Here is a 23,939-nt window from a genome sequence, read left to right on the forward strand (position 1 = left end):
CTCTGCCCCCGCCATGCCCCTCCGCCGCGTCCCCGTGATCCCCGACGAATACTTCCCCGCCTATGTCGTCTGGGAGCTCACCCTCCGCTGCGATCAGCCCTGCGCCCATTGTGGATCACGCGCCGGGGGGCCGCGGACGACCGAGCTCGGGACGGCGGAGGCGCTCGGCGTCGTCCGGCAATTGAAGGAGCGCGGCGCGCGGGAGGTCGTGCTCATCGGCGGCGAGGCGTACCTGCACGAGGGTTTCCTCGAAATCGTCCGGGCCCTGCGTGAGGCGGGCATCCGGCCGACGATGACCACGGGCGGCCGCGGGATCGACGCGCCGCTCGCGCGGGCCATGAAAGACGCCGGGCTGCACAGCGTCTCGGTGAGCGTCGACGGGCTCGCGCCCGCGCACGACCTCATCCGGCGCGCGAAATCGAGCTTCGAGAGCGCCACGCGCGCGATCGGCCACCTGCGCGGGGCGGGGCTGCTCGTCGCGGCGAACACGAACGTCAATCGTGTCAATCGGGGTGACCTCGAGCCGCTCTACGAGCACCTCCGGGCCCAGGGCATCGTCGCCTGGCAGGTCCAGATCACGGCGGCCCTCGGCCGCGCCGCGGATCGCCCGGACATGCTCCTGCAGCCGTACGATCTGCTCGACCTCGTGCCGCGCGTGGCCGCGCTGAAGCGCCGCGCCTTTCGTGACGGCATCACGCTGATGCCCGGCAACAACCTCGGCTACTTCGGGCCCGAGGAGGCGCTCTTGCGCTCGGTGAAGGAGGGCGGGCGCGACCATTTCGTGGGTTGTCAGGCGGGAAAACGTGTCCTCGGCATCGAATCCGACGGCGCGGTGAAGGGTTGCCCGTCCTTGCAGAGCACCCCGTACGTCGGCGGCTCTTTACGCGAGCGCCCCCTCGGCGTGATCTGGGACGAAGCGCCGGCCCTCGCCTTCGCGCGCCATCGCACGCCGGACGACCTCTGGGGATTCTGCCGCGCCTGCCCCTTCGCCGAGGTCTGCATGGGCGGCTGCACGTTCACCGCGCACGCGCTCTTCGGGCGCCCCGGCAACAACCCATATTGCCATTTCCGCGCCCGCACCCTCGCCGCCGAGGGCAAACGCGAGCGCCTCGTCCCCGCCGCGCCCGCCGAGGGAAGACCCTTCGATCACGGCCTGTTCGAGCTCGTCCTCGAGAGCACGGACGCCCCCGAAAGCGCGCCGCTCGGCCCGCCGGAGAGGCTCGTGCAGATCACGCGGCGGCCGTGAAGGCTTCGGGGGGCGGGGTCGTGGCTATCGCGCTCTGACGACGTTGAGCACGATCAGCTTGTGCGCAGCGCGGTCGACGTATGCATACGCGACGGCTCCGCGGACGTTGATGCTGATCCAGTCCGGCGTATCAGCGCGAGTCCTTCTGATATCCCCGCTGCCATCTGCGGCCGCCGCGTAGACGGCCGTGCATATCGCTTGCGCAACCGCCTTGTCCAGGTTGCGGACCTGGACGTCGTGCACACGCCGCCAGACGACCTCGAACGGCTTCACGAACTACGGACCGATGCCAAGATCGGCGACGAATTCTTCGTGCCCGATCCAGTCGTCAGCGGTGCGCAGAATCCATTGCAAGGACTCGAACTCCTCGTCGGTCACCGGATCCAGCGGAGCACACGCGACGGCAGCGACGAGAGGGTGGGTGGCCTGCACCCCACTCTTCGACGCGGGCTCGTCCGCCTCGTCTCTCGCCAGGTCCCTCGCCGTCGTCATGCTGCCTCCGCTGCGTCGTTGTCCACCTCTGTACCAGAGTTGGTCCGAGTTTTCCACCCGCTCGCACACGTAGACGCGTGCAAGTGCATACCACGGGACGAGACGGACGGACGTTCGTCCGTCGACACACATGGCCGACACTTCGTCCTCCGGGTAGGACGATCTCGTCCTCTGGCAGGACGATCTCATCCCCCTGATGGGCGACCTCATCCTCTGGCAGGACGATCTCGTGCCCCTGGGCAGGACGACCTCGTCCCCCGGGCAGGACGATCTCGTCCCCTGGCAGGACGATCTCATCCCCCTGGCAGGACGACCTCGTCCCCGGGTAGGACGACCTCATCCTCTGGCGGGACGATCTCATCCCCCGGGTAGGACGATCTCCTCCTCTGGCAGGACGAGGTCGTCCCCCGGGTAGGACGACCTCGTCCCCGTCGTCGACGACCTCGTCCTCACGGCATCGGCGGAGGCACCAGCGGACCGAGCGCGCGAAGCTCGTCCTCGAGGAACGATTCGACCCCCCGCCGCGCGTCCTTCCCCGCCCCCTCGTCCCCGAGGTCCGCGGCGAACGCGTCGTGCCGCAATGCGAGCTCGCTCCGCCGCACGTACGAAGGATCCGACCGCAGCGCCGCCGCCCACGTTATGCCGAGCGCCGCTTCACGTTGCTTCTTGTCGAGCGTGTGTTTCTTCGCGAGCACCACCTTGCCCCCCACGTTCACCGCCGTGATCGCCTCCGTGCGGTGATTCATGGGCAACGTCAGCTTCGCCGCCGCGACCGCGAGCAGGTCGCTCGACTCCTTTTCCCCCTCCAGCACCCAGCGAATCCCGTCCACGCACGGCGCGCCGAACGCCCGCGCCGCCTCGATACGCTGCCGCGCCTCCCCGTGCGCCGCCGTGATCTCCTCGGCCGGCAAGGACGTCTTTTTGCCGATCAAGAGGACCGCCTGCTCCTCACGCGGGTCGACCCCCTCCAGCATCGCCGCGTAAAACGCGCCCCGCAAGACCGCCCGCGCGATCTTCGGCGGCAAACCCTCCGGCACCTCGAGCGCCTCCGCCTTCACGGGCTCCTCCTTCGAGAGCGCCTGCTCGTCCTCCTCGGGCAATCCGAGCGACGCGATGAAGCAGCCGCATTGCGACTTCGCCTCCATCTGGAACGAGCCCGTCGCCCCGAGCACGGCCGTGAGCGCGCGCGCGGCGAACCCCCCGAACGACTTCACCCGCGCCACGTCCTTCTCGCTCGGCTTCGTCGTGAAGAGCGAGCGCACGCCCCGCGCCCCGCCTTCGAGCGAGATCCCCTCGTCGATCACGTCGGCCATCGCGAGCCACCGCGGCGGCTGGATCGGGGCCATCGCGGCCGCCATCTTCACGAGCCACGTGTCCCACGCGCCGAGGTGCTCCGGCGGCGCCCCACGCGCGGCCGCCTGCAGCGCAGGCGCGCGCCGCTTCGCGAGCGCACGCAAGGTGCCGTCGTCGAGGCGGGCGGTCGAGGCAATCGCAAAAAACACGTCGTCGCAAAGGCTGCGCGCGGCGTTCACCAGGCAGATGTTCGGCGGTAGGGCCACGGCCGAGGTTTTATCAGAACGACCGGCCGCTCGAAAGCAGGGAAACCCGCCTCGGGAGGGAGGCGCGCCGACCCGATCGGCTCACGGCCGGTGGGCGGCGAGGAAGGCTTGCAAGAGCGCGGCCGTCTCGCGCGGTCGCTCGACCTGCACGTAGTGCCCCGGCCCGGGCAGGTAGGCGAAACGAGCGCCGCGGACCTTCGAGACGATCTCGCCCTTCAGCGCGGCAGGCGGCAAGAAGGGATCGTCGGTGCCCACGACGAGCAGCGGCGCCTTGATCTGCCCGAGCACGTCGGAAAACCCGCCCGTGCGCCACACGTCGAACGAGAGCCGCACGGCCGCAGGCAACGTGCGCGCACCGTCGTCGAGCAGGCGCTCGAGCGAGGCGGGCGCGAGCTCCTTGCAGGCGAGGCCGAGGATCGTCCGCTGCGCGTCGCGGTTGCCGCCGGCGCTCGAGAAGAGGCCGATCGCCTCGGGGGGCAGCGGCGCGCCGCTCGCGGGCACGGGGCAAAGCAGCACGACGCCGTTCACGCGATCGGCGTGGTGGGCGGCGAGCCACTGGGCGATCTGGCCGCCCATGCTGTGGCCGACGACGGTGAAGGACTTGATGCCCTCGGCGTCCGCGATCGAGAGGACATCGTCCGCATAACGCTTGATCGAGTAGCCCTCCTCGGGTTTGTCGGACTGGCCCGCGCCGCGCAGGTCGGGCACGATGATGCGCAAGCCGTCGCGCTCGAGGTGCTCGAGCAGGTCGTCGTGGACCGCGCCCGAGACCATCCAGCCGTGGACGAGGAACACCACCTCGGGGCCCTCCCCGAAGCTGCGGTAAGCGATCTTGATTCCGTCGTTCGCCTGCGTGACGTGCATGGGTCTCTCCTCCGCTCGAAGAGACACCTTATGCGCCCCTCGCCCCGCGACTCAAGAGCGAATGCGCGTGCCGTGGCGAACAGCGCCGCGGCGCGGAGGACGAACCCGCCTCAAAACACCCGGTTCAGCCCGTTCAGCGCCGCCACGCGGTACGCCTCGGCCATCGTCGGGTAGTTGAACGTGGTGTTCACGAAATACAGGAGGCTGTTCGCCTTGCCCTCCTGCGACATGATCGCCTGGCCGATGTGGATGATCTCGCTCGCGTTGTCCCCGAAGCAATGCACGCCGAGCAGCTCCAGCGTCTCGCGGTGGAACAGGATCTTGAGCATCCCCACGGTCCGCCCCGTGATCTGCGCGCGGGCGAGCGACTTGAACTGCGCGTGGCCCACCTCGTAGGGGATCCCCGCCTTCGTCAACTCACGCTCGGTCCGGCCCACGGAGGAGATCTCGGGCGAGGTATAGATGCCCGTCGGGATGTCCTCGACGAGCCTCGTCTCGAGCCGGCCCTCGACGAGGTGCGTCGCGGCGAAGCGGCCCTGATCGTAGGCCGCGCTCGCGAGCGAGGGGAAACCCACGATGTCGCCCACCGCGTAGATGTGCGGCACGGACGTCTGGTAGGCCTCGTTCACCTTGATGTTGCCGCGAGAATCGAGGGGGACCCCGAGGTCCTCGAGCCCCATCCCATTCGAATTGCCCGTGCGCCCGTTCGCCCAGAGCAGGACGTCGGCCTTGATCTTCTTGCCGCTCTTGAGGTGCAGGACCACGCCGTCGTCCTGGCCCTCCACCCGCTCGTACTCCTCGTTGTGCCGGATGAGGCAGCCCATGTCGCGCAGGTGATACGCGAGCGCGTCGACGATCTCGTCGTCGAGGAACGAGAGCAGTTTGTCGCGGGTATTGATGAGGTTCAGCTTCACGCCGAGCATGCGGAACATGCTCCCCCACTCGCAGCCGATGACGCCCGCGCCATACACGATCATCGACTGCGGCATCTCCTCCATCCCGAGGATCGTGTCGGAGTCGTAGACGCGCGGATGCGTGAAATCGACGTCCGGCGGGTGATACGGCCGCGAGCCGGCGGCGATGATGAACGCCTTGGCCGTGAGGACGTCGACCGCGCCCTTCGGCTGCCCGACCTCGACGGTGTTCGCGTCGAGGAAACGGGCGCGGCCCTCGACGACCTCGACCTTGTTGCGCTCGTAGAACGTCTGCCGCATGTCGGTCTGGCGCGCGATGACGCTGCCCGCCGTGCGGGTGAGGTCGCCGAACGAGGGCTGCGCGTCGGGGCTCGCCCGGAACCCAGGGACGTGGCGCATCTCCACGAAGCGCTGGATCGCGTGGCGAAGCGCCTTCGAAGGGATGGTGGCCGTGTGCGTGCAAGCGCCCCCGACCAGGTGGCGCTGGTCGACGACGCAGACGCTGCGGCCCTCCTTGGCGCACTTCATCGCCGCCCCTTCCCCGCCGGGGCCGCTGCCGATCACGATGACGTCGAATGCTCGCGAGCTCATCGGCGCGCACTCTACGCCGCGCCGGCAAATCTCGCAACGAAGCGGCTCCTACAAGGCGACGACCGGATCACAGGCCAAGCCCAGCAGCTCGCCGCGGATCTCGCCCACGAGATAAATCGACCCCGCCACGACGACGAGGTCCGATGGGCCCGCCACGACGAGCGCCCGCCGGATCGCCTCGCGCCCCTCGGGCGCCACGAGCCCGGCAAAACGCGCCGAAAGCTCGGTCGCCTTCACCGGCGCCCGCCCCTTCGGCTCGGCATAAATGCGCCGATCGGCGAGCGGGCCGAGCACGTCGAGCATACCCACCCACGCCTTGTCCGCGAGCGCCCCGAAGACGAGCACCACCCGATCGGGCGATAGCCCGAGGGAACACACGTGCTCGGCCAGCGCAGCGGCGCCGTGGGGATTGTGCGCGCAATCGAGGAGGACGGTTTTTCCTGCCCTCTCGATGCGCTCGAGCCGCCCCGGCCAGCGCGCCGCCGCGAGGCCCCGCGTGATGAGCTCCGGCCGCGCTTTCAACGCGGGCATCGACGACACCACGAGCGCCGTTGCCACCGCCGCATTGCCGATTTGATGCGCGCCGGCGAGCCCGAGCTCGGCCTCGACGACCTCCGGCAAGAGCCCCTCGATCCGCGCACGCCCGTCCGGGAGCGCCCGCGCCTCGAACACGCAGACCCCGTCCGCATTCGTGGCCCGCTCGCTCGGCCGCGCCACGCGCAGCACCGGCCCCGCGCCCACGTCCCTCGCCACCTCGAGCGCCGCCGCGAGCGCCTCGTCGTCGAGCGGACCCAGCACGACGGGCACGTCGCGCCGGAAGATGCCCGCCTTGTCCCGCGTGATGGCCCCGCGCGTCTCGCCGAGCAGCGCGGTGTGGTCGAGCGCGACCGACGTGATCGCCGTCCCGAGCGGCCGTTCGAGCACGTTCGTCGCGTCGAGCCGCCCCCCGATCCCGACCTCGATCACGCCCACCTCGACGTCCGCCGCGTCGAACGCGACGAACGCCGCGAGCGTCATCGCCTCGAAAAACGTGAGCCCCTCCGGCGCGACCACGAGCACCCGCTCGAGCGCGTCCGCGAGCGCGAGCTCCGCAATGGGCTCGCCGTCCACGCGGATACGCTCGGCGAAGCGGCAGAGGTGCGGCGACGTGTAAAGCCCGGTCCGGAGGCCCGCCTCCCGCGTGATCGCCTCGACCATCGCGCTCGTCGAGCCCTTGCCGTTCGTCCCCGTGACATGGACGAACCGCCGCTTCGCCTCGGGGTTGCCCAGCGCCGCGAGCGCGGCGTGCATGCGATCGAGGCCGAGCGACATGCCCCGGCCCGCGCGACGCATGAGGTCGTCGACGAGGGGGATCAGGCGTGAAGAGGTCATCCGATCAGCGCGGCATCCGAGCGGCGCGCCCGTCCTGCAGGTGATCGAGCAAGAGCCCGATCGTCTGCTTCATCATGAGCCGAGGGACGATCGCGTCGATCATGCCGTGCTCCAGCAAGAACTCTGCGCGCTGGAAGCCCGGCGGCAAGGTCTGCCGGATCGTCGTCTCGATGACCCGCGGCCCCGCGAAGCCGATGAGGGCCTTCGGCTCGGCGATGTTGACGTCGCCGAGGAACGCGAAGCTCGCGGCCACGCCGCCGGTCGTCGGGTGCAAGAGGACCGAGAGGAAGGGCAGGCGCCGCTGCCGGAAGCGCTCGAGCGCCGACACGCTCTTCGCCATCTGCATGAGCGAGAGGATGCCCTCCTGCATACGCGCGCCGCCCGAGGCCGAGAGCAAGACGACCGGCAGCTCCTCCTCGGCGGCGCGCTCGAAGAGGCGCGTGATCTTCTCGCCGACGACCGAGCCCATGCTCCCGCCCATGAAGGCAAAGACGAACGCGCCGTAGCCGATCGGCCGGCCGCCGAGGCTCGCCTTGCCGATCTCGATGCCCTCACGCGCGCCGGTCTTCTTCTGCGCGGCGCTGATCCGGTCCCTGTAGCTCCGGCCGTCGCTGAAGCGCAGCGGGTCGTCGGGCGCGAGGTGCTCGTCCCAGGCTTCGAGCGCGCCGTCGTCGCAGAGCAGCGCCCGCCAGCCCTTCGCGGAGAGCTTGTGGTGGTGGTCGCAGCGCGGACAAACCTCGAAGCTCGCGGCGAGGACGTCGGCCGTGATGGTCTCGCCGCAGCCCTCGCAGCGCCGGAAGACGCCCGCGCCGATCGAGCGCTTTTCCCCGGCGCTGGGCGGGTTTTTGTCGGGCCAGCTCATGTGGACGAGGCTTGGGCGCCGCCGAGGTCGATCTCCTTCACGTCGTGCGGCACCTTGAGCGCCGGCTCGGTCTTCGCCTGCACCTCGCGCGCGGAGACCCCCGGCGCGAGCTCGCGCAGGACGAGGCCCTCGGGCGTGACGTCGATGACCGAGAGGTCCGTGATGATCCGGTGCACGACGCCCCGGCCCGTGAGCGGCAGGGCGCACTCGCGCAGGATCTTGGGCGAGCCGTTCTTCGCGGCGTGGTCCATGATCACGACGACGCGCTTGGCCGAGACGACGAGGTCCATCGCGCCGCCCATGCCCTTGACCATCTTGCCCGGGATCATCCAGTTCGCGAGGTCGCCCTTCTCGGAGACCTCCATCGCGCCGAGGATCGCGAGGTCGATGTGGCCGCCGCGGATCATCGCGAAGCTCTCCGCGCTCGAGAACGTGGCCGAGCCGGGCATCATCGTCACGGTCTCTTTGCCAGCGTTGATGAGGTCCGCGTCCTCCTTGCCCGACTCCGGGTAGGGGCCGATGCCGAGCAGGCCATTTTCGCTCTGGAGCACGACGTCCATCCCGCTGGGGATGAAGTTCGCGACCAGGGTCGGCATGCCGATGCCGAGGTTCACGTAGAAGCCGTCACGCAGCTCCTGGGCCGCGCGGCGTGCGATCTGCTCTCGCGAGAGGCTCATCGGTTACTCCTTCGCTCCCGCTGCGGGCTTCTGGACGGTCCTGCGCTCGATGCGCTTTTCGTACTTCGCGCCCTGGACCACGCGGTGCACGTAGAGGCCCGGCGTGTGGATCGTGTCCGGATCGAGCGAGCCGACCTCCACGAGCTCCTCGACCTCGGCGATCGTCACCTTCGCGGCCGTGGCCATCATCGGGTTGAAGTTCATCGCCGTCTTTCGGTAGACGAGGTTGCCGTACCGATCCCCCTTCCAGGCCTTCACGATGGCGAAGTCGCCCTGGATCGCGGGCTCGAGCACGTAATCCCGACCATTGAAGGATCGGATCTCCTTCTTCTCGGAGTACTTCTTCACCGAGCCATCGGCGTTGTAGAGGACGGGCAGGCCGCCCTCGCTGATGGCCGTGTGCGCGCCCGTCGGGGTGTAAAACGCCGGAATGCCCGCGCCGCCGGCCCGGATGCGCTCGGCGAGCGTGCCTTGCGGCGTGAGCTCGACCTCGAGCTCACCCGAGAGGTACTGGCGCTCGAACTCCTTGTTTTCGCCGACGTAGGACGAAATCATCTTCCGGATTTGCTTGTTCCGGAGGAGCACGCCGAGGCCAAAATCGTCGACGCCGCAGTTGTTCGAGACGACGACGAGGTCCTTCGTGCCGAGCTCGCGCAGCGCGGCGATGCAGTTCTCGGGGATCCCGCAGAGGCCGAAGCCGCCCGCGAGGATCGTCGCGCCGTCGGGGATGTCCCGACACGCGTCGAGGGCGCTCTGGTAGACCTTGTTCATACGGCCCGGAGTGCTACCAGAGCCGCGCCCAGGTGGCCAGGGGGATCCCTCGAACTTGGCCCCGCCCGCGGCGCAGGCGTATTCCCGTGGCCGTGAGCCGCCCCTTCCGCTCCCTCGCCGCCGCGCTCGCGATTGCGCTCTGCGGCATGCCCACGACGCCCGCCGAAGCCGCGCCTCCCGCGCCCGCCGCGCCGCAGGCCGCCCGCGCAGGGGCGCACAAGCCCCCGAGCCCTGCACGACGCGCCAGGACGGAGCCGCCAGCGACGGGACGCTCGGGACGGGCGAGCAAGGGCAAGCCCGAGGCGACGCGCCCCGCGAAGAAGCCCGCGCCTCCGCCGCGCGCCGATTCCGTCGGCCCGCCGAACGACGGACGCCTCGAAGGAGGCATTCGGCTCGATACGACGAAGAAGCCCTACCTGCGCGTCGTGCCGGCCTACAATTACAAGGACATGGACACGCGCTGGGGCCTGCCCGCGCTCGTCCACGCGCTCGATCGCGCGGCGAAGGCCGTGCACAAGAAGTTCCCGGGCGCGGTGCTCGGCGTCGGCGACATCTCGCGCAAGGGCGGCGGCGAGCTCGCGCATCACCACTCGCACGAGAGCGGGCGCGACGCGGACCTCGGGTTTTACCTGGTCAATGAGAAGGGCCAGCCCGTGCTGCGCCACGGGTTCGTGAAGGTCGACGAGAAGCTCACGGTCCCGAGCGTGCCGGGCGCGCGCTTCGACGTCCCGCGGAACTGGCTCTTTCTGCAGAACCTCCTGCTCGACCGCCAGGCGCGCGTGAGCCACGTCTTCGTGGCCGACCCGATCAAGCACGCCCTGCTCGCCCACGCCCGCGCGCGCGGCGTCTCCCGCGCCCTCTACGTGCGGGCCGCGCAGGTCATGATGCAGCCCACGGGCGGTTTGCCGCACGACGACCATTTCCACGTGCGTATCTCGTGCCCGCCCTCGATGAAGAAGAGCTGCGTCGAGATCGCCAAGAACGCGCCGAGCAAGGCGCGGCTGAAGATGGCGAAGAAGGGCAAACGCGGCATGAAGACCCCGGCGCGCCGCGCCGCCGCGCCCCCGCCGGCGGCCCCGCGCCGCACCTCCGAGGTGCAGACCAAGGGCGAGCGCACGGGCGGCATTTACCTCTCCCGCACCACGAAAGCGACGACGGGCCCGGACGTCCCGGTCTCGCTCTGGGCGCTCGCAGGCGCCGCAATCGGCCGGGGCGACGCGGCGCGCGCCGCCGCGGAGAAGGCCAACGACGGGCGCGACGAGGCCGCCTCCGACGCCGCCGACGTGAAGGAAGCCGTCGACGAGGAAGGCGCGCCGCGGATCACGCGGTGACGAAACATTGGCGCCCGAACCATCTGGCGCCGCCGCGCGCGAGCCCTGTTGCGCCGGGCGGGCCGTCGCTGGTACGTTGACCGGTCATGTCTCCGGGTCGACTCAGCCCTTTTCCGAAGCGCAAGAGCAGCACGAAGGTCCGTGCCCAGAGGCCGGGGTCGATCGCGCCGCCGCGCGCGAGCGTCCCGCCGCCGCTCTTTGATCCGGCGAGCGAGCTTCAGGCCGTGCTCGCCGAGCTCTCGCCGCACGGCGTCGCCGCCCTCCTCGCCCACGCGCGCAAGCTTCGCGACGACGAGCGCCGCCGCGGCGCGACGCCTCCGCTCATCGTGCTCTCCCCGCGTGATTTCGCGGCCCGCGTGGTGCATGCCGCGAGCGAGGTGATCGTGGCGCGGGACGAGGGCAAGGTGTTCGTCGCCGCGCTCTTCCGTTCGCTCGAGGAGCGCGGCGAGGCATCCGGGCTCGGGCTCGCCGAGTTCAAGAACCGGCTGCTCATGGCGCACCAGGCGGGGCTGCTCGTCCTGAGCCGCTTCGAGCCGAACGAGCGCGCCGACGCCGCGACCGTCACGGCCTCCGAGATTCGCCACCTCGGCGCGATGTACCACCTCGTGCTCGTGCGCCGTTCCAAAGGAGAGAGCTCGAAGTAAACTCGGGGCGACAATGGCGCCTCCGGCCGACGAAGAGAGCCCCCCGCATGGCTCGGCGACGCCGCCGCTCGCCGTGCGCGCCGCGGCGCTCTTCGTGATCGGCTCGGTCGCCTGCTCGTGTTTGCTGCTCGGCGCCGCGATGGCCCTGTATCCCGGCGGCACGTGGCTCGATCGGGCCGCCGCCGGGCACGACTTCTTCCGCAATTTCCTCTGTGACCTGACGGCCGATCGTGCCCTCGATGGGCGGACGAACCCGGGCGCGTGGCTCGCCAAGGCGGGGATGATGGCCCTCGCGGCGGGCACGTTGCCGTTCTGGTTTCTGGTCACGCGGCTCTTCGCGGCGCGGGTCGGGCTCTCGGTCGCCGTGCGTGTCTTCGGGCTCGCCTCGGCGCTCGCGGCGACGCTGGTCCCGCTCGCGCCCTCGCAGCGGTATGGTTTGCTCCACGCGCTGCTCATTCTCGTCGCGGGGGCGCCGGGGCTCGTCGCGGCCGCGCTCGCCACCTTTGGATTGCTTTCGGCGAAGGGCGGCCCGCGAGCGCCCGCGCGCCTCGCGGCATGCACCGTGGGCCTCGCGGCCCTCGACGGCGCGCTTTATGCGGCGCACGTCGCCTCGGGGGAGGAGGTCCCCTCGGCGCTGCTGCCCGCGCTGCAAAAGCTCGCCGCGCTCGCGCTCGTCGCCTGGATGACGGGCACGGCGGTGATCACCGCGACGCTCAATCGTCCTTCGTCGCGCAGGACATCTCCAGGAGCCCAAAAGGCACGGCCCTCGCCCCGCCGGTGAACCGGAAGTTCCAGAGGTATTCGCCCTCGGGGCAGGTCGAGCCGTGGAAGAAGTCCACCTCCGTCACGCAAAACCCGCTCGGACAGTCCGGGCAATCGGGCGAGGTGCGGCACGCCTCGAGGTCGGCGCCCTCGTGCTGGACGATCTCGCAACGACGCAGCTTCTCACCACCATACTCGGCGAACGCCTCCCCCTCGGTCGGATCACGCCATCCTTTGGCCGGATCACATTGCTCGAGGTCCGGCTGCGCGACGTGGAACTTGCATTCGGCGCGCCCGCTCGCGTCGATCTGGAGGGGTCGCTCCAGGCAGGGGAGGCCGCAGCTCAGGAAGTAAGACGTCCCGAGCATGTTCGCCCACGCCGTTTTGTCGTCGCACGGCCACGCGTAATCGGTCGAATACACGAGCTTGCCCCACGCTTCGAGGCGCGTCTTGCCTTGCTTGAAGATCTGGCATCCGAACTCCCCCGCGTTCGACGGCACGACGAGGCTCATCCGGTACGTCGAATCGCGCGCGAGCTCGCTCGGGAGCAGATCCGCGGGGGGCGCCACGTCCTCGTCGTCGCGCGTGCTCGCGAGGAGCAGCGCATGCATCGTGCCTCGCGCGAGCGACGCGACAAACTCCGCCTCCGCGTCGGTCTCGGGCGCATGCAATCCCTCCATGAGATCGAGCGCGCGGCGCGCCGCCCGCAGCGGCCGGTAGCTCTCGCCCGGCGCCGCGAGCCGCGCCTCCAGGGCCTCGGCGGCCGCGGCCACGACGGCGTCGACCTCCTCGGCCTTCGAGGTGATCGTCTTCCACGCGAGCGCCGGCCGGTCGATCGGCGTGACGAGCGAAAGCGCGGTCGGGGCGCTCGGACGCACGATGACCACCTGATCATCACCCGGGCGCCATTCGGCGGGATCGTTGGTCCCCCAGCAGCCGTCCTCTCGAGACCGCACGTTGCCGAGCAGGGCCGCGCGGAGCGCCTCCGTCGCGTGCTGCCGGAGCTCGGCCGCCTCCGGCGTATCTGCGTCATCGACGACGAGCACGTATACGTTCGGCGTCCCCCGGCCGACGTACATTTGCGATTCATAGAGCGCCGTCGTGCTCGGCGTGACCGGCACGGCCGCCGGCCCATCACACGCCGTCGCCGCCAGACCCGCGGAAAAGGAAAGAAAGAGCGTCGGTACCCACTTCATGGCCGTCGCGTGCGGCAAACGGCATGCCCATGGTCCAGCGTGGTACTTGCCCTCGAAATCGCCGGTGTTCGTGCGCCCGGCGGCAACTCGACGGCGCCCCGCGCCTACGTCGTTGGCAGTCCCATCAACTGAGGAGCGCCATCAAATCGTCGCGCGTGATCCCCGCCGCCTGCGCCGCCTCGCCGAGCGCCGCGTCGGCCACGAGCCGCTTTTTCTCCTGCAACGCGAGGATCCGCTCCTCCACCGTGTCCTTGGCCACGAGCCGATACACGAAGACGGGTTTGTCCTGACCGATACGGTGCGCGCGGTCCGCGGCCTGGTCCTCGACGGCCGGGTTCCACCACGGATCCATCAAGAACACGTGATCGGCGGCGGTCAGGTTGAGGCCCGTTCCGCCGGCCTTGAGCGAGAGCAGCATCACGGGCGGGCCCCCTTCGGCCTGGAACGCGTTCACCACGCCCGCGCGATCCACGGTCGAGCCGTCGAGCCGATTGAAAGAAATCCCGGCCTCGGCGAGGTGCGGCTCGATGAGGTCGAGCAGCGACGTCCATTGCGAGAACACGAGCGCCTTGTGGCCGTCCGCCGCCGCGTCGGAGAGCGCCTCGACGAGCGCCTCCACCTTCGACGACCCCGAAGCCGCCTGCCCCGGCACGAGCGCCGCGTGGCAAGCGGCCTGCCTCAGCCGGAGCAGCGCCTCGAGCGCGGCGAGCACGCTGCCGCCCTCGGCGAGGCGCTTCACCACGTCATTCAGCGTCGCCGCGCGCACGGCGTCGTACACCGCGCGCTCCTTCTCGTCGAGCTCCACGCTGAGCACGCCGTCGGTGCGCGGCGGCAGCTCGGGCGCGACCTCGCGCTTCAGCCTGCGCAGCACGAAGGGGCGGATCCGCTCCCGCAATCGCTCGGCCGCGCCGGCGTGGCCGTCCTCGATCGGCGCGGCGTAACGCGCCTTGAAATCGCCCCGCCCCCCGAGGAGCCCGCGGTTCGCGAAATGCATCTGGCTCCAGAGCTCCTCGAGCCGGTTCTCCACGGGCGTGCCGCTGAGCGCCACCTTGAATTTCCCGCGCAATGCATACGCGGCCCGCGCGACCTGGCTGTCGGGGTTCTTGATGGCCTGCGCCTCGTCGAGCACGATCGTGTCCCACTCCACGGCCGAGAGCGCCTCGACGTCGATGCGCATCATCGAATACGTGGTGAGCGTGACGTCCGCCTTCGGATCGAGCGCGCGCTTCGGGCCGTGGTAGAGGGCGACCTCGAGGCTCGGCCGGAACTTGCGGATCTCGGCCTCCCAGTTGAAGAGCACGCTCTTCGGACAAACCACGAGCGCCCGGCCGCGCATGGCCGCGAGCGCCTGCAAGGTCTTCCCGAGGCCCATGTCGTCCGCGAGGATCCCGCCGAGGCCGGTGTCGCGCAAGAACGAGAGCCAATCGACGCCGCGGCGCTGATAGGACCGGAGCGTGGCGGAGAGGCCGGAGGGCAAGGGCGCCTCGGGTATCCCGGAGAAACCCTCGAGCAGGGGGGCGAGCCGGGAAAAACCCGGGGGCCTCGGCGCGTCGATCTCCTCGCAGAGGCGCGCGAGCGCGGGCAGGAGCGCGGGCGGGATCGTCTGGTCCTCGGTCTCCGCGCGGGCGGCGAGCAAATCGGCCACGCGATCCCCGAAACGCGAGAGCCAATCGGAAGGCAAGGGCGCGAAGCCTCCGCCTTCGAGCGGGACGATGTCGAGCCCGTCCTTCCACGCGCGAATGACGGCCGCGCCGCTCGCGAATCGCGTCGCCGCGCCCTCCTCGCCCTCCTCGGAGGCCAATTCGAAGACGACGTCGAAGCCGTCGCCCTGGATGTCGAACCGGGGCACGAGCGGGCGCTTGCCGAAGAGCTCGCCGAGCGTCTCGCCCTGGTCGCCGCCCCGGAACCCCTTGAGCTTCTGGGCGAACCGCAAGGCCGCCTCGCCGTCGAGATCGACGCGCCGGCCGGGGATCAAATTGAGCTCGTCGCGCAATCGCTCGATGAGCCTGCGCTCCTCGGCCTCGTCGCGCACGGGCACGGCGCCGCCGAGGTGCACGAGCACATTCTGCTGGACGCGCGCCTCCGGCGGATCCCCGTACACGAGAAGCGGCAACACGGAGAGCGTGTGCCCGGCCTGCGAGAGCTCGATCGAAATGCGCGGGCGGCTCTTCCGCGCGACGCCCGGGAGCCTCTTCGTGCGCACGGAGAGGCGCGTGTGTTTGTCGAGCTCGGGGAGGATCTTCGTGACGAACGTGCCGAGCTCCTCCTTGGCGACGAGCCGCTCCATGGGCAATTTCTCCCACGCGTCGCCCGTCAGCGAGGTGTCCCCGAGCGGACGCAGGACGTCCCCCGTGCGCGCGGCGCCGCGCGCGATCACCTCGTCGACGGCGGGGTCTTTCTCGACGCGCACGAGCACGCCGCCATTCTTGCCGTCGAGCACGACGGCCGAGGGGCGGACGGCCTGTTTGTTCGTGCGGACCGGAAAACCGTCGAAGAGCACGCTCGGCGCATTCTCGAGCAGCGCGAAGAGCTCCCGCACCCGCGGAATCGGGACGACCCCGCCTTTCCAGGTCGAGATCATTCGATCGACCGTGATGTCCTCGTGCGTGGGCAGGAGCGGGAGGTCGCCGCGCGAGACACGATTCGTGATCGAGCCCAGGAGAGGCTCGCGGCGGCCGTCGGGGAAGATCACGGCGCGCTCCAGGAAAAGCGTACCCGCGTCGCGGCTGAACTCGTATTCGACCTTGCCGAGCGGCTTCGCGGCCGGCGTGGCCCTCGGGCCCGCGTCGGTCCCGGCCGCGGGGATCGCGCCTTCGGGCGCCTTCGCGGCGACGATCACGGCGGCGGCGACGTGCTGGCAGGGATCGAATTTGCCACCACAATCACACGTCCACTCCTCGTCCGCGACGTACAGGGTGACCGTGGGCGCGATGGCGACGCCGGGGGCCCGGACGCGGAACGTGAGCTCGTTCTGGGTCTTCTTGTCGAGGACGACGGCGCCGTCGCGGGCCAGGTTGACGCCCTTCGACCAGAGGCCGGGCGGGCAGGCTCTACGGACGGCCTGGAGGAGCGAATCCATGACGTCGGGAGCGGTTAGCACGAGAGGGCGCTCGTGTCGCTCGAGCGCGCGCCGAGCCTAAGCCCGCGTATGGCTGTCTTCGAGGATGGCCCGGAAGATCGCACCGGCGAGCTCGGCCGGGACGCCGAGGCGCTCGGCGTAAGCGCGGCGCTCGGCGAGGAGCTCGGCCTCGCGCACGGGATCCACGAGAGGCAGGCCGAGCGCCCGCTTCTTGACGAAGAGCGCGGAGACGAGCGCCCTGCGCCGCGCGACGAGGTCGAGGAGCTCATGGTCGAGCTCGTCGAGGGCCGTTCGGGTCTCGTTGACTTCCGCAGACATGGCGGACGATCGTTACATCCGCCCGGAGCGCGTGCCACCGCTTTCGGGTTGCGATATAGCCTTCCGATCATGAGCTCTGCCGCGCCGCCGAGGCGCCCCGAGATCCTCGCCCCCGCCGGCGACGAGGCCGCCCTGCGGGCCGCGGTGCTCGCCGGCGCGGACGCCGTTTATTTTGGGCTCCAAGGGTTCAACGCCCGCGCGCGCGCGAAAAACTTCGACGCCGCGGGGCTCGCGAAGACGATGACGTTCCTGCACGAGCACGGCGTCAGAGGGTACGTCACGCTGAACACGCTCGTCTTCGACGAGGAGCTCGAGAACGTGGAGAACGCCGTGCGGGCCTGCGCGGAGGCGGGCGTCGACGCGGTGATCGTGCAGGATCTCGGGGTCGCGCGGCTCGTCAAGGCGATCGCGCCGGCCTTGCCGATCCACGCGTCGACGCAGATGACGTGCACCGACGCGGGCGCCGCGGAGCTCGCGCGTGAGCTCGGCGCGAGCCGCGTCATCCTGGCGCGCGAGCTCTCCGTGGACGACATCGCGGCGATCCGGCGCGCGACGGACGTGGAGCTCGAGGTCTTCGTGCACGGCGCGCTCTGCATCGCGTATTCGGGGCAGTGTCTGACGAGCGAGGCCATCGGCGGTCGCAGCGCGAACCGCGGGGCCTGCGCGCAGGCCTGCCGGCTGCCCTACGAGCTCGTCGTCGACGGCGAGAAGCGCGACCTCGGGGAGCACGCGTATCTCCTGTCGCCCGAGGATCTGGAGGCGAGCGCGCTCGCGCCCAAGCTCGCCGAGCTCGGCGTCGCGTCGCTGAAGATCGAAGGGCGGCTGAAGGGCCCCGACTACGTGGCCGCGACGACGCGGCTCTACCGCGCGGCGCTCGAGGCGAGCGCGAAGGAGGAGCTCGGTTCGATCCGAAAAACGGCGCTGCAGACGTATTCACGCGGCTCGGGTCCGGGCTTCCTCGCGGGCGTGGATCACCAGCGGCTCGTGGAGGGGCGCGCCTGTGATCACCGGGGTCTGCCGGTGGGCGAGCTCCTCGGGACGGCGCGGGCGCGAGGCAAGACGCTGCTCCGGATCCGGCTCGAGGAGGCGATCTCGCGCGGCGACGGCGTGCTCGTGGAGGGAGGATTCTCGGGCGAAGGCGAGATCGGCGGGCGCATCTGGACGATCACGAGGAGCGGCGCGGACACGCCACGCGCCGAGCCGGGCGAGGAGGTCTCCGTCTGGCTCGGCCCCGACGCACGCGCGGACGCCGCGAAGCCGGGCCGGCGCGTGTGGAAGACGGACGATCCGGCGAGGGAGAAGGCGGTGCTCGCGGAGATCGAGCGCTCGCCGCGGAAGGTCCCGCTCACGATCCGGGTCTCCGGCGCGATCGGCGAAACGCCGCGGTTCGAGGCGATCGCGACGTCGGGGCTCCGGTGCGCCGTGACGGGCGACGCGCCGATCGGCGAGGCGCGCGGCGGCGCGGACGTCGCGTCGGTATTGAAGGACAAACTCGGGCGGCTCGGCGACACGCCCTTCGAGCTCGCGGCGATCGAGGCGGACCTGCCCGCGGGCGTGATGATCCCGCCGTCGTCGTTGAACCGGGCGCGCCGCGCGCTCGTCGAGGCATTGCTCGCCTCGGCCGCGCGGAAGCTCGACACGACGTCCGTGCATTTCCAGGACCTCGTCCGCGCGGCGAGCCCGCCCGATCGGAGCCCGCCGCCGGCGGGCCTCTTCGTGCTCTGCCGGACGGAGGCGCAAGCCGCGGCGGCGCTCGACGCGGGCGCGGACGGGGTGTATCTCGATTTTCTGGAGCTCGTGGGTACGGGCGCGGCCCTGCGCGCGCTCCGGGCGTCGCGGACGAACGTGACGATCGGCGTCGCGCCGCCGCGTATTCGCAAGCCGGGCGAGGAGAAGATCGATCGGTACCTCCTCTCGCTCGAGCCGGATCTCTTGCTCGTGCGGGGGCTCGGCGCGCTTCGCGAGGGCGCGGGGCTTGTGATCCCGCGGATCGGTGATTTCTCGCTGAACGTGACGAACCGATTGACGGCGGCCGAGGTGCTCTCGCGGGGGCTCTCGGCGTTCACGCCCTCGTTCGACCTCGACGCGGCGCAGCTCGAGGGGCTGCTCGACTCGCCGTTCGGGCCCTTCGCCGAGGTGGTCCTGCACCACCCGATGCCGCTCTTCCACATGGAGCATTGCGTGATCGCGGCGCTGCTCTCCACGGGGAAGGATCATCGTGATTGCGGCAGGCCGTGCGAGAAGCACAAGGTGTCGCTCCGGGACCGCGCGGGGATGGAGCACCCGGTGGAGGCGGACGTGGGCTGCCGGAACACGGTGTTCCACGCGGCGGCGCAGAGCGCGGCGAGCCTCGCTTCGGCGGCGAAACGAAGCGGCGCGCGGCGCTTCCGGATCGAGCTCGTGCGCGAGACGGCCGAGGACGTGGCGAGGATCGTCGGGACGTACCGGCGGCTGCTCGGAGGGGAGATCAGCGCGCCGGAGGTCTTCCGGGCGCTCGAGACGGAGGGGGGATATGGGGTCGTGAAGGGCTCACTCCGGGTCTTGCCGGCGTGAGCGAGGTCCTGACGAGGCGATGAAACCACGCGAGCCGATTCAGTTCGGGAAACATACGCTGTCCTTCGAAGAGCCCGGGATCGCCGTGACGGTGTACCGGGGGCCGATCACCCTGGAGGACATGCGTGTCCTCGTCGATCTGCCGGACATGGAAGAGCACGAGGGCCAATTTCAGCTCGCGCTCTTCCACATGCAGGGCTTCGGCGGCCTCGAGGCTGCCGCGCGCAAGCTGGGCGCGGAGCGGCCGAGGCCGGCGGCGGTGTATTACTCGGCCTACGTGGGCGCGAACTTCAAGATACGCGTGGTGGTATCGCTCTTCATGCGGGCGGCGAACCTGCTGCAGGGGCCGAAGAACGTGGCGGGGTTCTTCGACGACCACGAATCGGCCAAGGCGTGGCTGATCGAGCAACGGCGGCGGCACCTCGAAGGCGCCGGAGACGTCGGAAACAAAAAGTAGGCCGGAGGCGCACGTCTCGGTGCACCTCCGACCCAAAGCCAAGGAAGCGGACGGGCCCTCGCGCGCCCGGGAGCGGATGGACGCGCGAGGGCGCGGATCGATTTACTTGCGCGCGGCGACCTGCGCCTGAATCTGGCGGCGCAGCTTCCGCACCTCCGTCTGGGACAGGTGACGGAGCAATTCGGCGGTCTTGGCGCGCTCGTCCTCCGCGGCGAACGTGAGGAGGTACATCGGGGGCACGCCGAAGCCCTCCGCGAGGCGGGCGATCGTGCCGATCGTGATCGCGGCGAGGCCGTGCTCGACGCTGGAGAGGTGGCCCTTCGAGAGCGCGCTCGCGTCGGCGAGGGCGCCGAGGGACATGTTGCGCTCCTTGCGAAGCGCACGAATGCGGGTACCGACCTGGAGGGCAAACGGCTCGGGAGTGGAACGTCGCGGCATTTTGATATGGTTCTCGGTTCGCCCTCGCAGGCGATCCGACCGGCCTCCTTCACGCCGGGGAAAACGTTGCGGTTCGTGTCTCGAAGCTCTCGTCGCCCCGCGCGCCGCTCTCTCGCGACCACCGCGTGACGACCACGAAAACGAATATGCACCCATTCCGACGAACTCGCACGAAAAACCGCATCGCGATCGGACCTTGAATGTCCTACCCAGCACGTGGAGCGGATCCAGGCCAGGGAAAACGGCCGGGGTGAGGGACATTCTCTGTCCTAGCTTCTTTCGTGGTGGACAAAAAAGCGAGAGCGCCGATCGGACCTGCCGATCAGCGCTCTCCAGGTAGATTTCGTGGTGGGACGCGCGATTACTTGCGGGCGGCGACCTGCGCCTGGATCTGGCGGCGCAGCTTCCTCACCTCGCTCTGGGGCAGGTGCCGCAGGAGCTCGGCCGCGTGGGCGCGCTCGTCCTCGGCGGCGAACGTGAGGAGGTACATCGGAGGCACGCCGAAGCCCTCGGCGAGCCGGGCGATCGTGCCGATCGTGATCGCGGCGAGGCCATGCTCGACGCTGGAGAGGTGGCCCTTCGAAAGCTCACTCGCGTCGGCGAGCGCCGCGAGGGACATGTTCATCTCGTAACGGAGCTCGCGAATACGGGCGCCGACCTGGAGTGCAAACGCATCGGGAGTGGAACGTCGCGGCATGTGGATATGGTTCTCGGTTCGCCCTCGCGGACGCGCCGACCGGCCTCCTTCTCGCCGGAAATCCAAGGGTCTGTCTGGTGGTGAAGCTCTCGGCCGTCCGGCCTCTCCGCGCCCTTCGCGCTGTCGGCTCGGTACGACCAGGAGCGAATATGCACCGTATTGGACGAACCCGCACCGAAAAACGTGATCCTGGTAGGACAACAATTGTCCTACCCAGCATGGATGCGGCATCGAGGGGAGGGAAAACGCGCGGACGATCGGACGTTTCTTGTCCTGGATAGCCTTCAACCCGCGCCGGCGACGCAAAAATTCAATGGAGGACGATCGTGGGCCTCTGCTCACCCGGGAGCCAGAGCTCGGAGATGGTCACGAACGTGTCCTCCCGCATGTACCAGCACTTCCAGCCGCAGGAGGCCCAGGTGACGAGGCTCATCAGGCGCCGATCGCCCCTGCGGACGGGGAAAATCACGTGGAGGGCGCCGAAGGTCTTTTCGATCTCCTTGCCGTCGAAGTCCTTCGTCTTGCCCTTGACCGCGTAATCGATGATCGAGACGTCCTTCTCGGAGCCGCCGACGACACGAAGGCCCTTGAGCTGGTCGTACGGATCCCGGCAGGAGATACGCAGCCATTCGCGGACCGCGGACGCCGTGCAATGGTCGTGGGGCCGGAGGAGCTCGAGCGGCGCGGCCTTCTCCCACTCCTCGGCCGTGGGTTTGTCGGAGGCCGCCTCGGGAGGCGTCCACGCCGCGAGGGATGGCGCGCTCGGCTCCGCAGGAGCGGCGGCGGGCGCCGGCGTCTCCTCGGCCACGGCGAGCGAAAAGAAGGCGAAGAGGGCGAGGAACGGCGGCGAGAACGCGAAAACGCGGCGCAGGTTCGAGGTGCTCATAACGTCTTCAGAAAGGCGACGAGCGCCGCCCGATCCTCCTTCGAAAGGTGATCCGTGTGGCCCATGCGCTTGCCATTACGCTCGACGAGCTCCTCGAGCGTGGCCGCGCTGCCGTCGTGATAATAAGGCGCGCTGCCGGCGAGAAAGAGCAAGGAGGGCGTCTTGAACTTCCAGTCGCCCTCGGGCTCGGCGTCGAAGCGGGCCTTGTCGAAGGCCCACGGGCCGAGCCCCACGAGGGCGCGGTTCGTGTATTCGGTCCTCGGCAGGTGGCAGGTCGCGCAGCCGACGTTGGGGTCGTTGAAGAGGACCTCGCCGCGCTCCTCCTCGGCCGTCTTCTCGCGATTGTGACGCGGAGGCGGGACGAGGCCACGGCGGGCGAACGCCAGGATGGCCTCGGCGCGCGGGATCGTCTTGTCCGCGGAATGACTCAGCGGCCCGCCGCCGAGCCAGCGGTGAATGCCGAAGCCGATGATCACGCGGTGCTTCAGGTTGGGGCTCTCGCCCTTCCAGCCATAAGGGCCGTGCGCGGCGACGCGGCCCGCGAGCATCGGCGTCTGGCGCGGGACGCCCTTCATGAAGCCCTCGAACGCCTGCTTGTCCTCGAAGGCGTGTATCGCGCCCGGCTCGTATTTGCCCTTCTCGTCGAAGCTCTCCCGGATGTCCTCGTGCCAGACGTGCCCGTCGTCTCGGCCCTCGGGGTGGCAGCCGGCGCAGGCGAACGCGTTGCTCACGAGCCAGTCGCGCGCATTGTAATAAAGCCGGCGGCCGAGGGCGGCCTGCTCGGGGAGGAAATCCGGGCCGAGAGAAAATATGGCAGGGGGCGCAGGTTCGTAGGGGGCGCGTTTGTCGTAGGCGTCGAGCCGGACGATCGCGAGGTCGTGGCTCGACCGGCAGAACACGAAGGCCGTGGCCTCGTCCTCGGAGAGCGCGATCCCCGTGGGCGCGCCGCAGCGGGTGTCGCCGGGTTTGTCCTTCTCGTCGTCGCTGCGCGTGGCGCCGAGGTCGTACTTGCGCAAGGCGCCGAGCGAGGGGTCGAGGGAGAGCGCGTCGAGCTCGACGAGGTGATCGGTGCCTTCGCTGGCGACGAGCAAGGTGCGCGTCTTCTTGCGATACACGACGGCGCGTGGCTGGACGAAGACCTCGCCGATCTGCGACGGCGCAGGGCCCGTGAGGTGCGGGTCGTCGTGCTCGAAGCCGAACTCGCTGATCGTCTTCTGAAACGATTTCGCCTGCATGACGAACCAGCGAGGCGCCCGCTCGGCGAGGGGGCGCTCCTCCACGACCGAGAGGATGTCGACGGTGTTCTGGCCATTCCACGCGCTCTCGCCCATCGCTCCGAGCGCGTGGCGCGGGACGAAGAGGCGGGCGCCGTCCGGCGAGAGGACGGCCGAATACGCGAGCGTCGCCGCCTCGCGCCGCAGAGGATCGGCCGGGGTGCGCAGCGGCGCGCCCGGGAAGGGGACGTCCTTCGCGCGCGCCTCGCCGTCGAGGGCGTCGATCCGCGTGAGCGCGGCGCGGACGAGGTGCGTCACGTACGCGGTTTTCCCGTCGGGCAAGGCGACGACGGCGCGAGGCTCGCGGGGGACGTCGAGGGTCCAGCGTTTCTTCAGCGTGCCGAGGTCGACGGCCGAGACGGCGTGTGCCCACGGCGAGGTGACGAGCGCGGTCGACGCGTCGGGGGTGATCGCGAGGCCCCAGGCGTCGGCAGGCAGCTCGACGCGGCCGAGCTCGACGAGGCCGGCGGCGGGATCGGGGCGCATGACGAGCAGGAGGCCGGGGCCTTCGTACGGAGAGGCGAGATCGTCGCTCTTGCGGATACCACGCACCGTGACGAGGACCCGATCCCCCGTCGCGAGGACGGCCGCCGGAGGGCCGGGCATGTGCACGGCGACGGGCGGGTTGCGGGCGTCGGCCGGGAGCGCGATACGCCGCACGACCTGTTGATCTTCGTCGGCGAGGTAAAGCGCGGGCTCGGAAGGAGAACGGACGAGCGCGCCTCCCTCCCGCACGATCACCGGCGCGGGGGCAGGGAATGCGCTGGGCGCGGCGCTCGCGGTCGGCGGCGGAGGTGGAGCGGAGGAGGACGTGCTCTCTTCGCCGGACTTGCAGGCCGCGAGGGCCACGAGCGTGGTGAGGCCAGCGAGGAGGAAGGTGGACGCGGTCGTTCGCATCGGCGGGACCCGGTTACGCTCCAGGATAACCCGACATTCCAGGCGAAGGCCATCACCGGG

22 protein-coding genes are annotated in these 23,939 nt (G+C 70.1%); 6 read left to right on the forward strand and 16 right to left on the reverse strand.

From position 1 onward, the window contains the following. The first annotated feature begins 13 nt into the window (after positions 1-13). Entirely contained in the window at positions 14-1,246 is a 1,233-nt protein-coding gene (locus GF068_RS10705; protein ID WP_153819278.1) for a radical SAM/SPASM domain-containing protein, read from the forward strand. A 24-nt stretch (positions 1,247-1,270) separates the two neighbouring features. Here the strand turns inward: GF068_RS10705 and GF068_RS10710 are convergent, their stop codons facing one another. The 9 genes from GF068_RS10710 to GF068_RS10750 all read right to left on the reverse strand — a co-directional run bounded on the left by GF068_RS10710 (position 1,271) and on the right by GF068_RS10750 (position 9,347). Then, a complete protein-coding gene (locus GF068_RS10710; protein WP_153819279.1) occupies positions 1,271-1,519 on the reverse strand; it encodes a hypothetical protein in 249 nt (82 codons plus the stop codon). Between the two features lie 3 nt (positions 1,520-1,522). After that, entirely contained in the window at positions 1,523-1,738 is a 216-nt protein-coding gene (locus GF068_RS10715) for a hypothetical protein (RefSeq protein WP_153819280.1), read from the reverse strand. A 449-nt stretch (positions 1,739-2,187) separates the two neighbouring features. Then, complete coding sequence (locus GF068_RS10720; protein WP_153819281.1) at positions 2,188-3,297, reverse strand: hypothetical protein; 1,110 nt, start codon at positions 3,295-3,297, stop codon at positions 2,188-2,190. 81 nt (positions 3,298-3,378) lie between these two features. Further along, a complete protein-coding gene (locus GF068_RS10725) occupies positions 3,379-4,161 on the reverse strand; it encodes an alpha/beta fold hydrolase (protein ID WP_153819282.1) in 783 nt (260 codons plus the stop codon). Positions 4,162-4,271: 110 nt separating this feature from the next. Then, positions 4,272-5,666 (reverse strand): Si-specific NAD(P)(+) transhydrogenase, encoded by a 1,395-nt coding sequence (gene sthA, locus GF068_RS10730; RefSeq protein ID WP_153819283.1) that lies wholly within the window; start codon positions 5,664-5,666, stop codon positions 4,272-4,274. Between the two features lie 48 nt (positions 5,667-5,714). Next, entirely contained in the window at positions 5,715-7,037 is a 1,323-nt protein-coding gene (locus GF068_RS10735) for a bifunctional folylpolyglutamate synthase/dihydrofolate synthase (RefSeq protein WP_153819284.1), read from the reverse strand. A gap of 4 nt (positions 7,038-7,041) precedes the next feature. Further along, positions 7,042-7,899, reverse strand: a complete 858-nt coding sequence (gene accD / locus GF068_RS10740) for an acetyl-CoA carboxylase, carboxyltransferase subunit beta (protein WP_153819285.1) — start codon at positions 7,897-7,899, stop codon at positions 7,042-7,044. Beyond that, entirely contained in the window at positions 7,896-8,576 is a 681-nt protein-coding gene (locus GF068_RS10745) for a CoA transferase subunit B (protein ID WP_153819286.1), read from the reverse strand. The genes accD and GF068_RS10745 overlap by 4 nt, the downstream gene beginning before the upstream one ends. A gap of 3 nt (positions 8,577-8,579) precedes the next feature. Beyond that, complete coding sequence (locus GF068_RS10750; RefSeq protein ID WP_153819287.1) at positions 8,580-9,347, reverse strand: CoA transferase subunit A; 768 nt, start codon at positions 9,345-9,347, stop codon at positions 8,580-8,582. A 92-nt stretch (positions 9,348-9,439) separates the two neighbouring features. Here GF068_RS10750 and GF068_RS10755 point away from each other — a divergent pair, with 92 nt between their 5' ends. The 3 genes from GF068_RS10755 to GF068_RS10765 all read left to right on the forward strand — a co-directional run bounded on the left by GF068_RS10755 (position 9,440) and on the right by GF068_RS10765 (position 12,103). Further along, positions 9,440-10,678: a penicillin-insensitive murein endopeptidase gene (locus GF068_RS10755; RefSeq protein ID WP_338046316.1), complete on the forward strand. Its 1,239-nt coding sequence runs from the start codon at positions 9,440-9,442 to the stop codon at positions 10,676-10,678. An 86-nt stretch (positions 10,679-10,764) separates the two neighbouring features. Then, positions 10,765-11,322: a hypothetical protein gene (locus GF068_RS10760; RefSeq protein WP_153819288.1), complete on the forward strand. Its 558-nt coding sequence runs from the start codon at positions 10,765-10,767 to the stop codon at positions 11,320-11,322. Positions 11,323-11,335: 13 nt separating this feature from the next. Further along, the gene (locus tag GF068_RS10765; RefSeq protein ID WP_153819289.1) at positions 11,336-12,103 is read left to right on the forward strand and encodes a hypothetical protein; all 768 of its coding nucleotides are present in this window, start codon (positions 11,336-11,338) and stop codon (positions 12,101-12,103) included. Here the strand turns inward: GF068_RS10765 and GF068_RS10770 are convergent. From GF068_RS10770 to GF068_RS10780, 3 genes are all read right to left on the reverse strand, one after another. Next, positions 12,036-13,280, reverse strand: a complete 1,245-nt coding sequence (locus GF068_RS10770) for a hypothetical protein (protein WP_153819290.1) — start codon at positions 13,278-13,280, stop codon at positions 12,036-12,038. The genes GF068_RS10765 and GF068_RS10770 overlap by 68 nt on opposite strands. 124 nt (positions 13,281-13,404) lie before the next feature. Continuing rightward, positions 13,405-16,359: a DEAD/DEAH box helicase gene (locus tag GF068_RS10775; protein ID WP_153819291.1), complete on the reverse strand. Its 2,955-nt coding sequence runs from the start codon at positions 16,357-16,359 to the stop codon at positions 13,405-13,407. Between the two features lie 57 nt (positions 16,360-16,416). Further along, the gene (locus GF068_RS10780; protein WP_153819292.1) at positions 16,417-16,677 is read right to left on the reverse strand and encodes a chorismate mutase; all 261 of its coding nucleotides are present in this window, start codon (positions 16,675-16,677) and stop codon (positions 16,417-16,419) included. A gap of 69 nt (positions 16,678-16,746) precedes the next feature. Here GF068_RS10780 and GF068_RS10785 point away from each other — a divergent pair, with 69 nt between their 5' ends. Further along, on the forward strand, positions 16,747-19,230 hold the full coding sequence (locus tag GF068_RS10785; protein WP_153819293.1) for a peptidase U32 family protein: 2,484 nt from the start codon (positions 16,747-16,749) through the stop codon (positions 19,228-19,230). A 19-nt stretch (positions 19,231-19,249) separates the two neighbouring features. Beyond that, on the forward strand, positions 19,250-19,687 hold the full coding sequence (locus GF068_RS10790) for a hypothetical protein (protein WP_153819294.1): 438 nt from the start codon (positions 19,250-19,252) through the stop codon (positions 19,685-19,687). 102 nt (positions 19,688-19,789) lie between these two features. On the opposite strand, the gene GF068_RS46985 is transcribed toward GF068_RS10790, so the two are convergent. From GF068_RS46985 to GF068_RS10810, 4 genes are all read right to left on the reverse strand, one after another. Further along, positions 19,790-20,386, reverse strand: a complete 597-nt coding sequence (locus tag GF068_RS46985) for a helix-turn-helix domain-containing protein (protein WP_153819295.1) — start codon at positions 20,384-20,386, stop codon at positions 19,790-19,792. 100 nt (positions 20,387-20,486) lie between these two features. Then, positions 20,487-20,822 carry a helix-turn-helix domain-containing protein gene (locus GF068_RS43480; RefSeq protein WP_170319419.1) on the reverse strand — a complete coding sequence of 112 codons (336 nt, stop codon included), beginning with the start codon at positions 20,820-20,822 and terminating at the stop codon, positions 20,487-20,489. A gap of 310 nt (positions 20,823-21,132) precedes the next feature. Further along, a complete protein-coding gene (locus GF068_RS10805; RefSeq protein WP_153819297.1) occupies positions 21,133-21,708 on the reverse strand; it encodes a hypothetical protein in 576 nt (191 codons plus the stop codon). After that, positions 21,705-23,879 carry a hypothetical protein gene (locus GF068_RS10810; RefSeq protein WP_153819298.1) on the reverse strand — a complete coding sequence of 725 codons (2,175 nt, stop codon included), beginning with the start codon at positions 23,877-23,879 and terminating at the stop codon, positions 21,705-21,707. The genes GF068_RS10805 and GF068_RS10810 overlap by 4 nt, the downstream gene beginning before the upstream one ends. Between the last annotated feature and the right edge of the window lie 60 nt (positions 23,880-23,939).

Source organism: Polyangium spumosum, assembly GCF_009649845.1.
Lineage (GTDB): Bacteria > Myxococcota_A > Polyangia > Polyangiales > Polyangiaceae > Polyangium > Polyangium spumosum.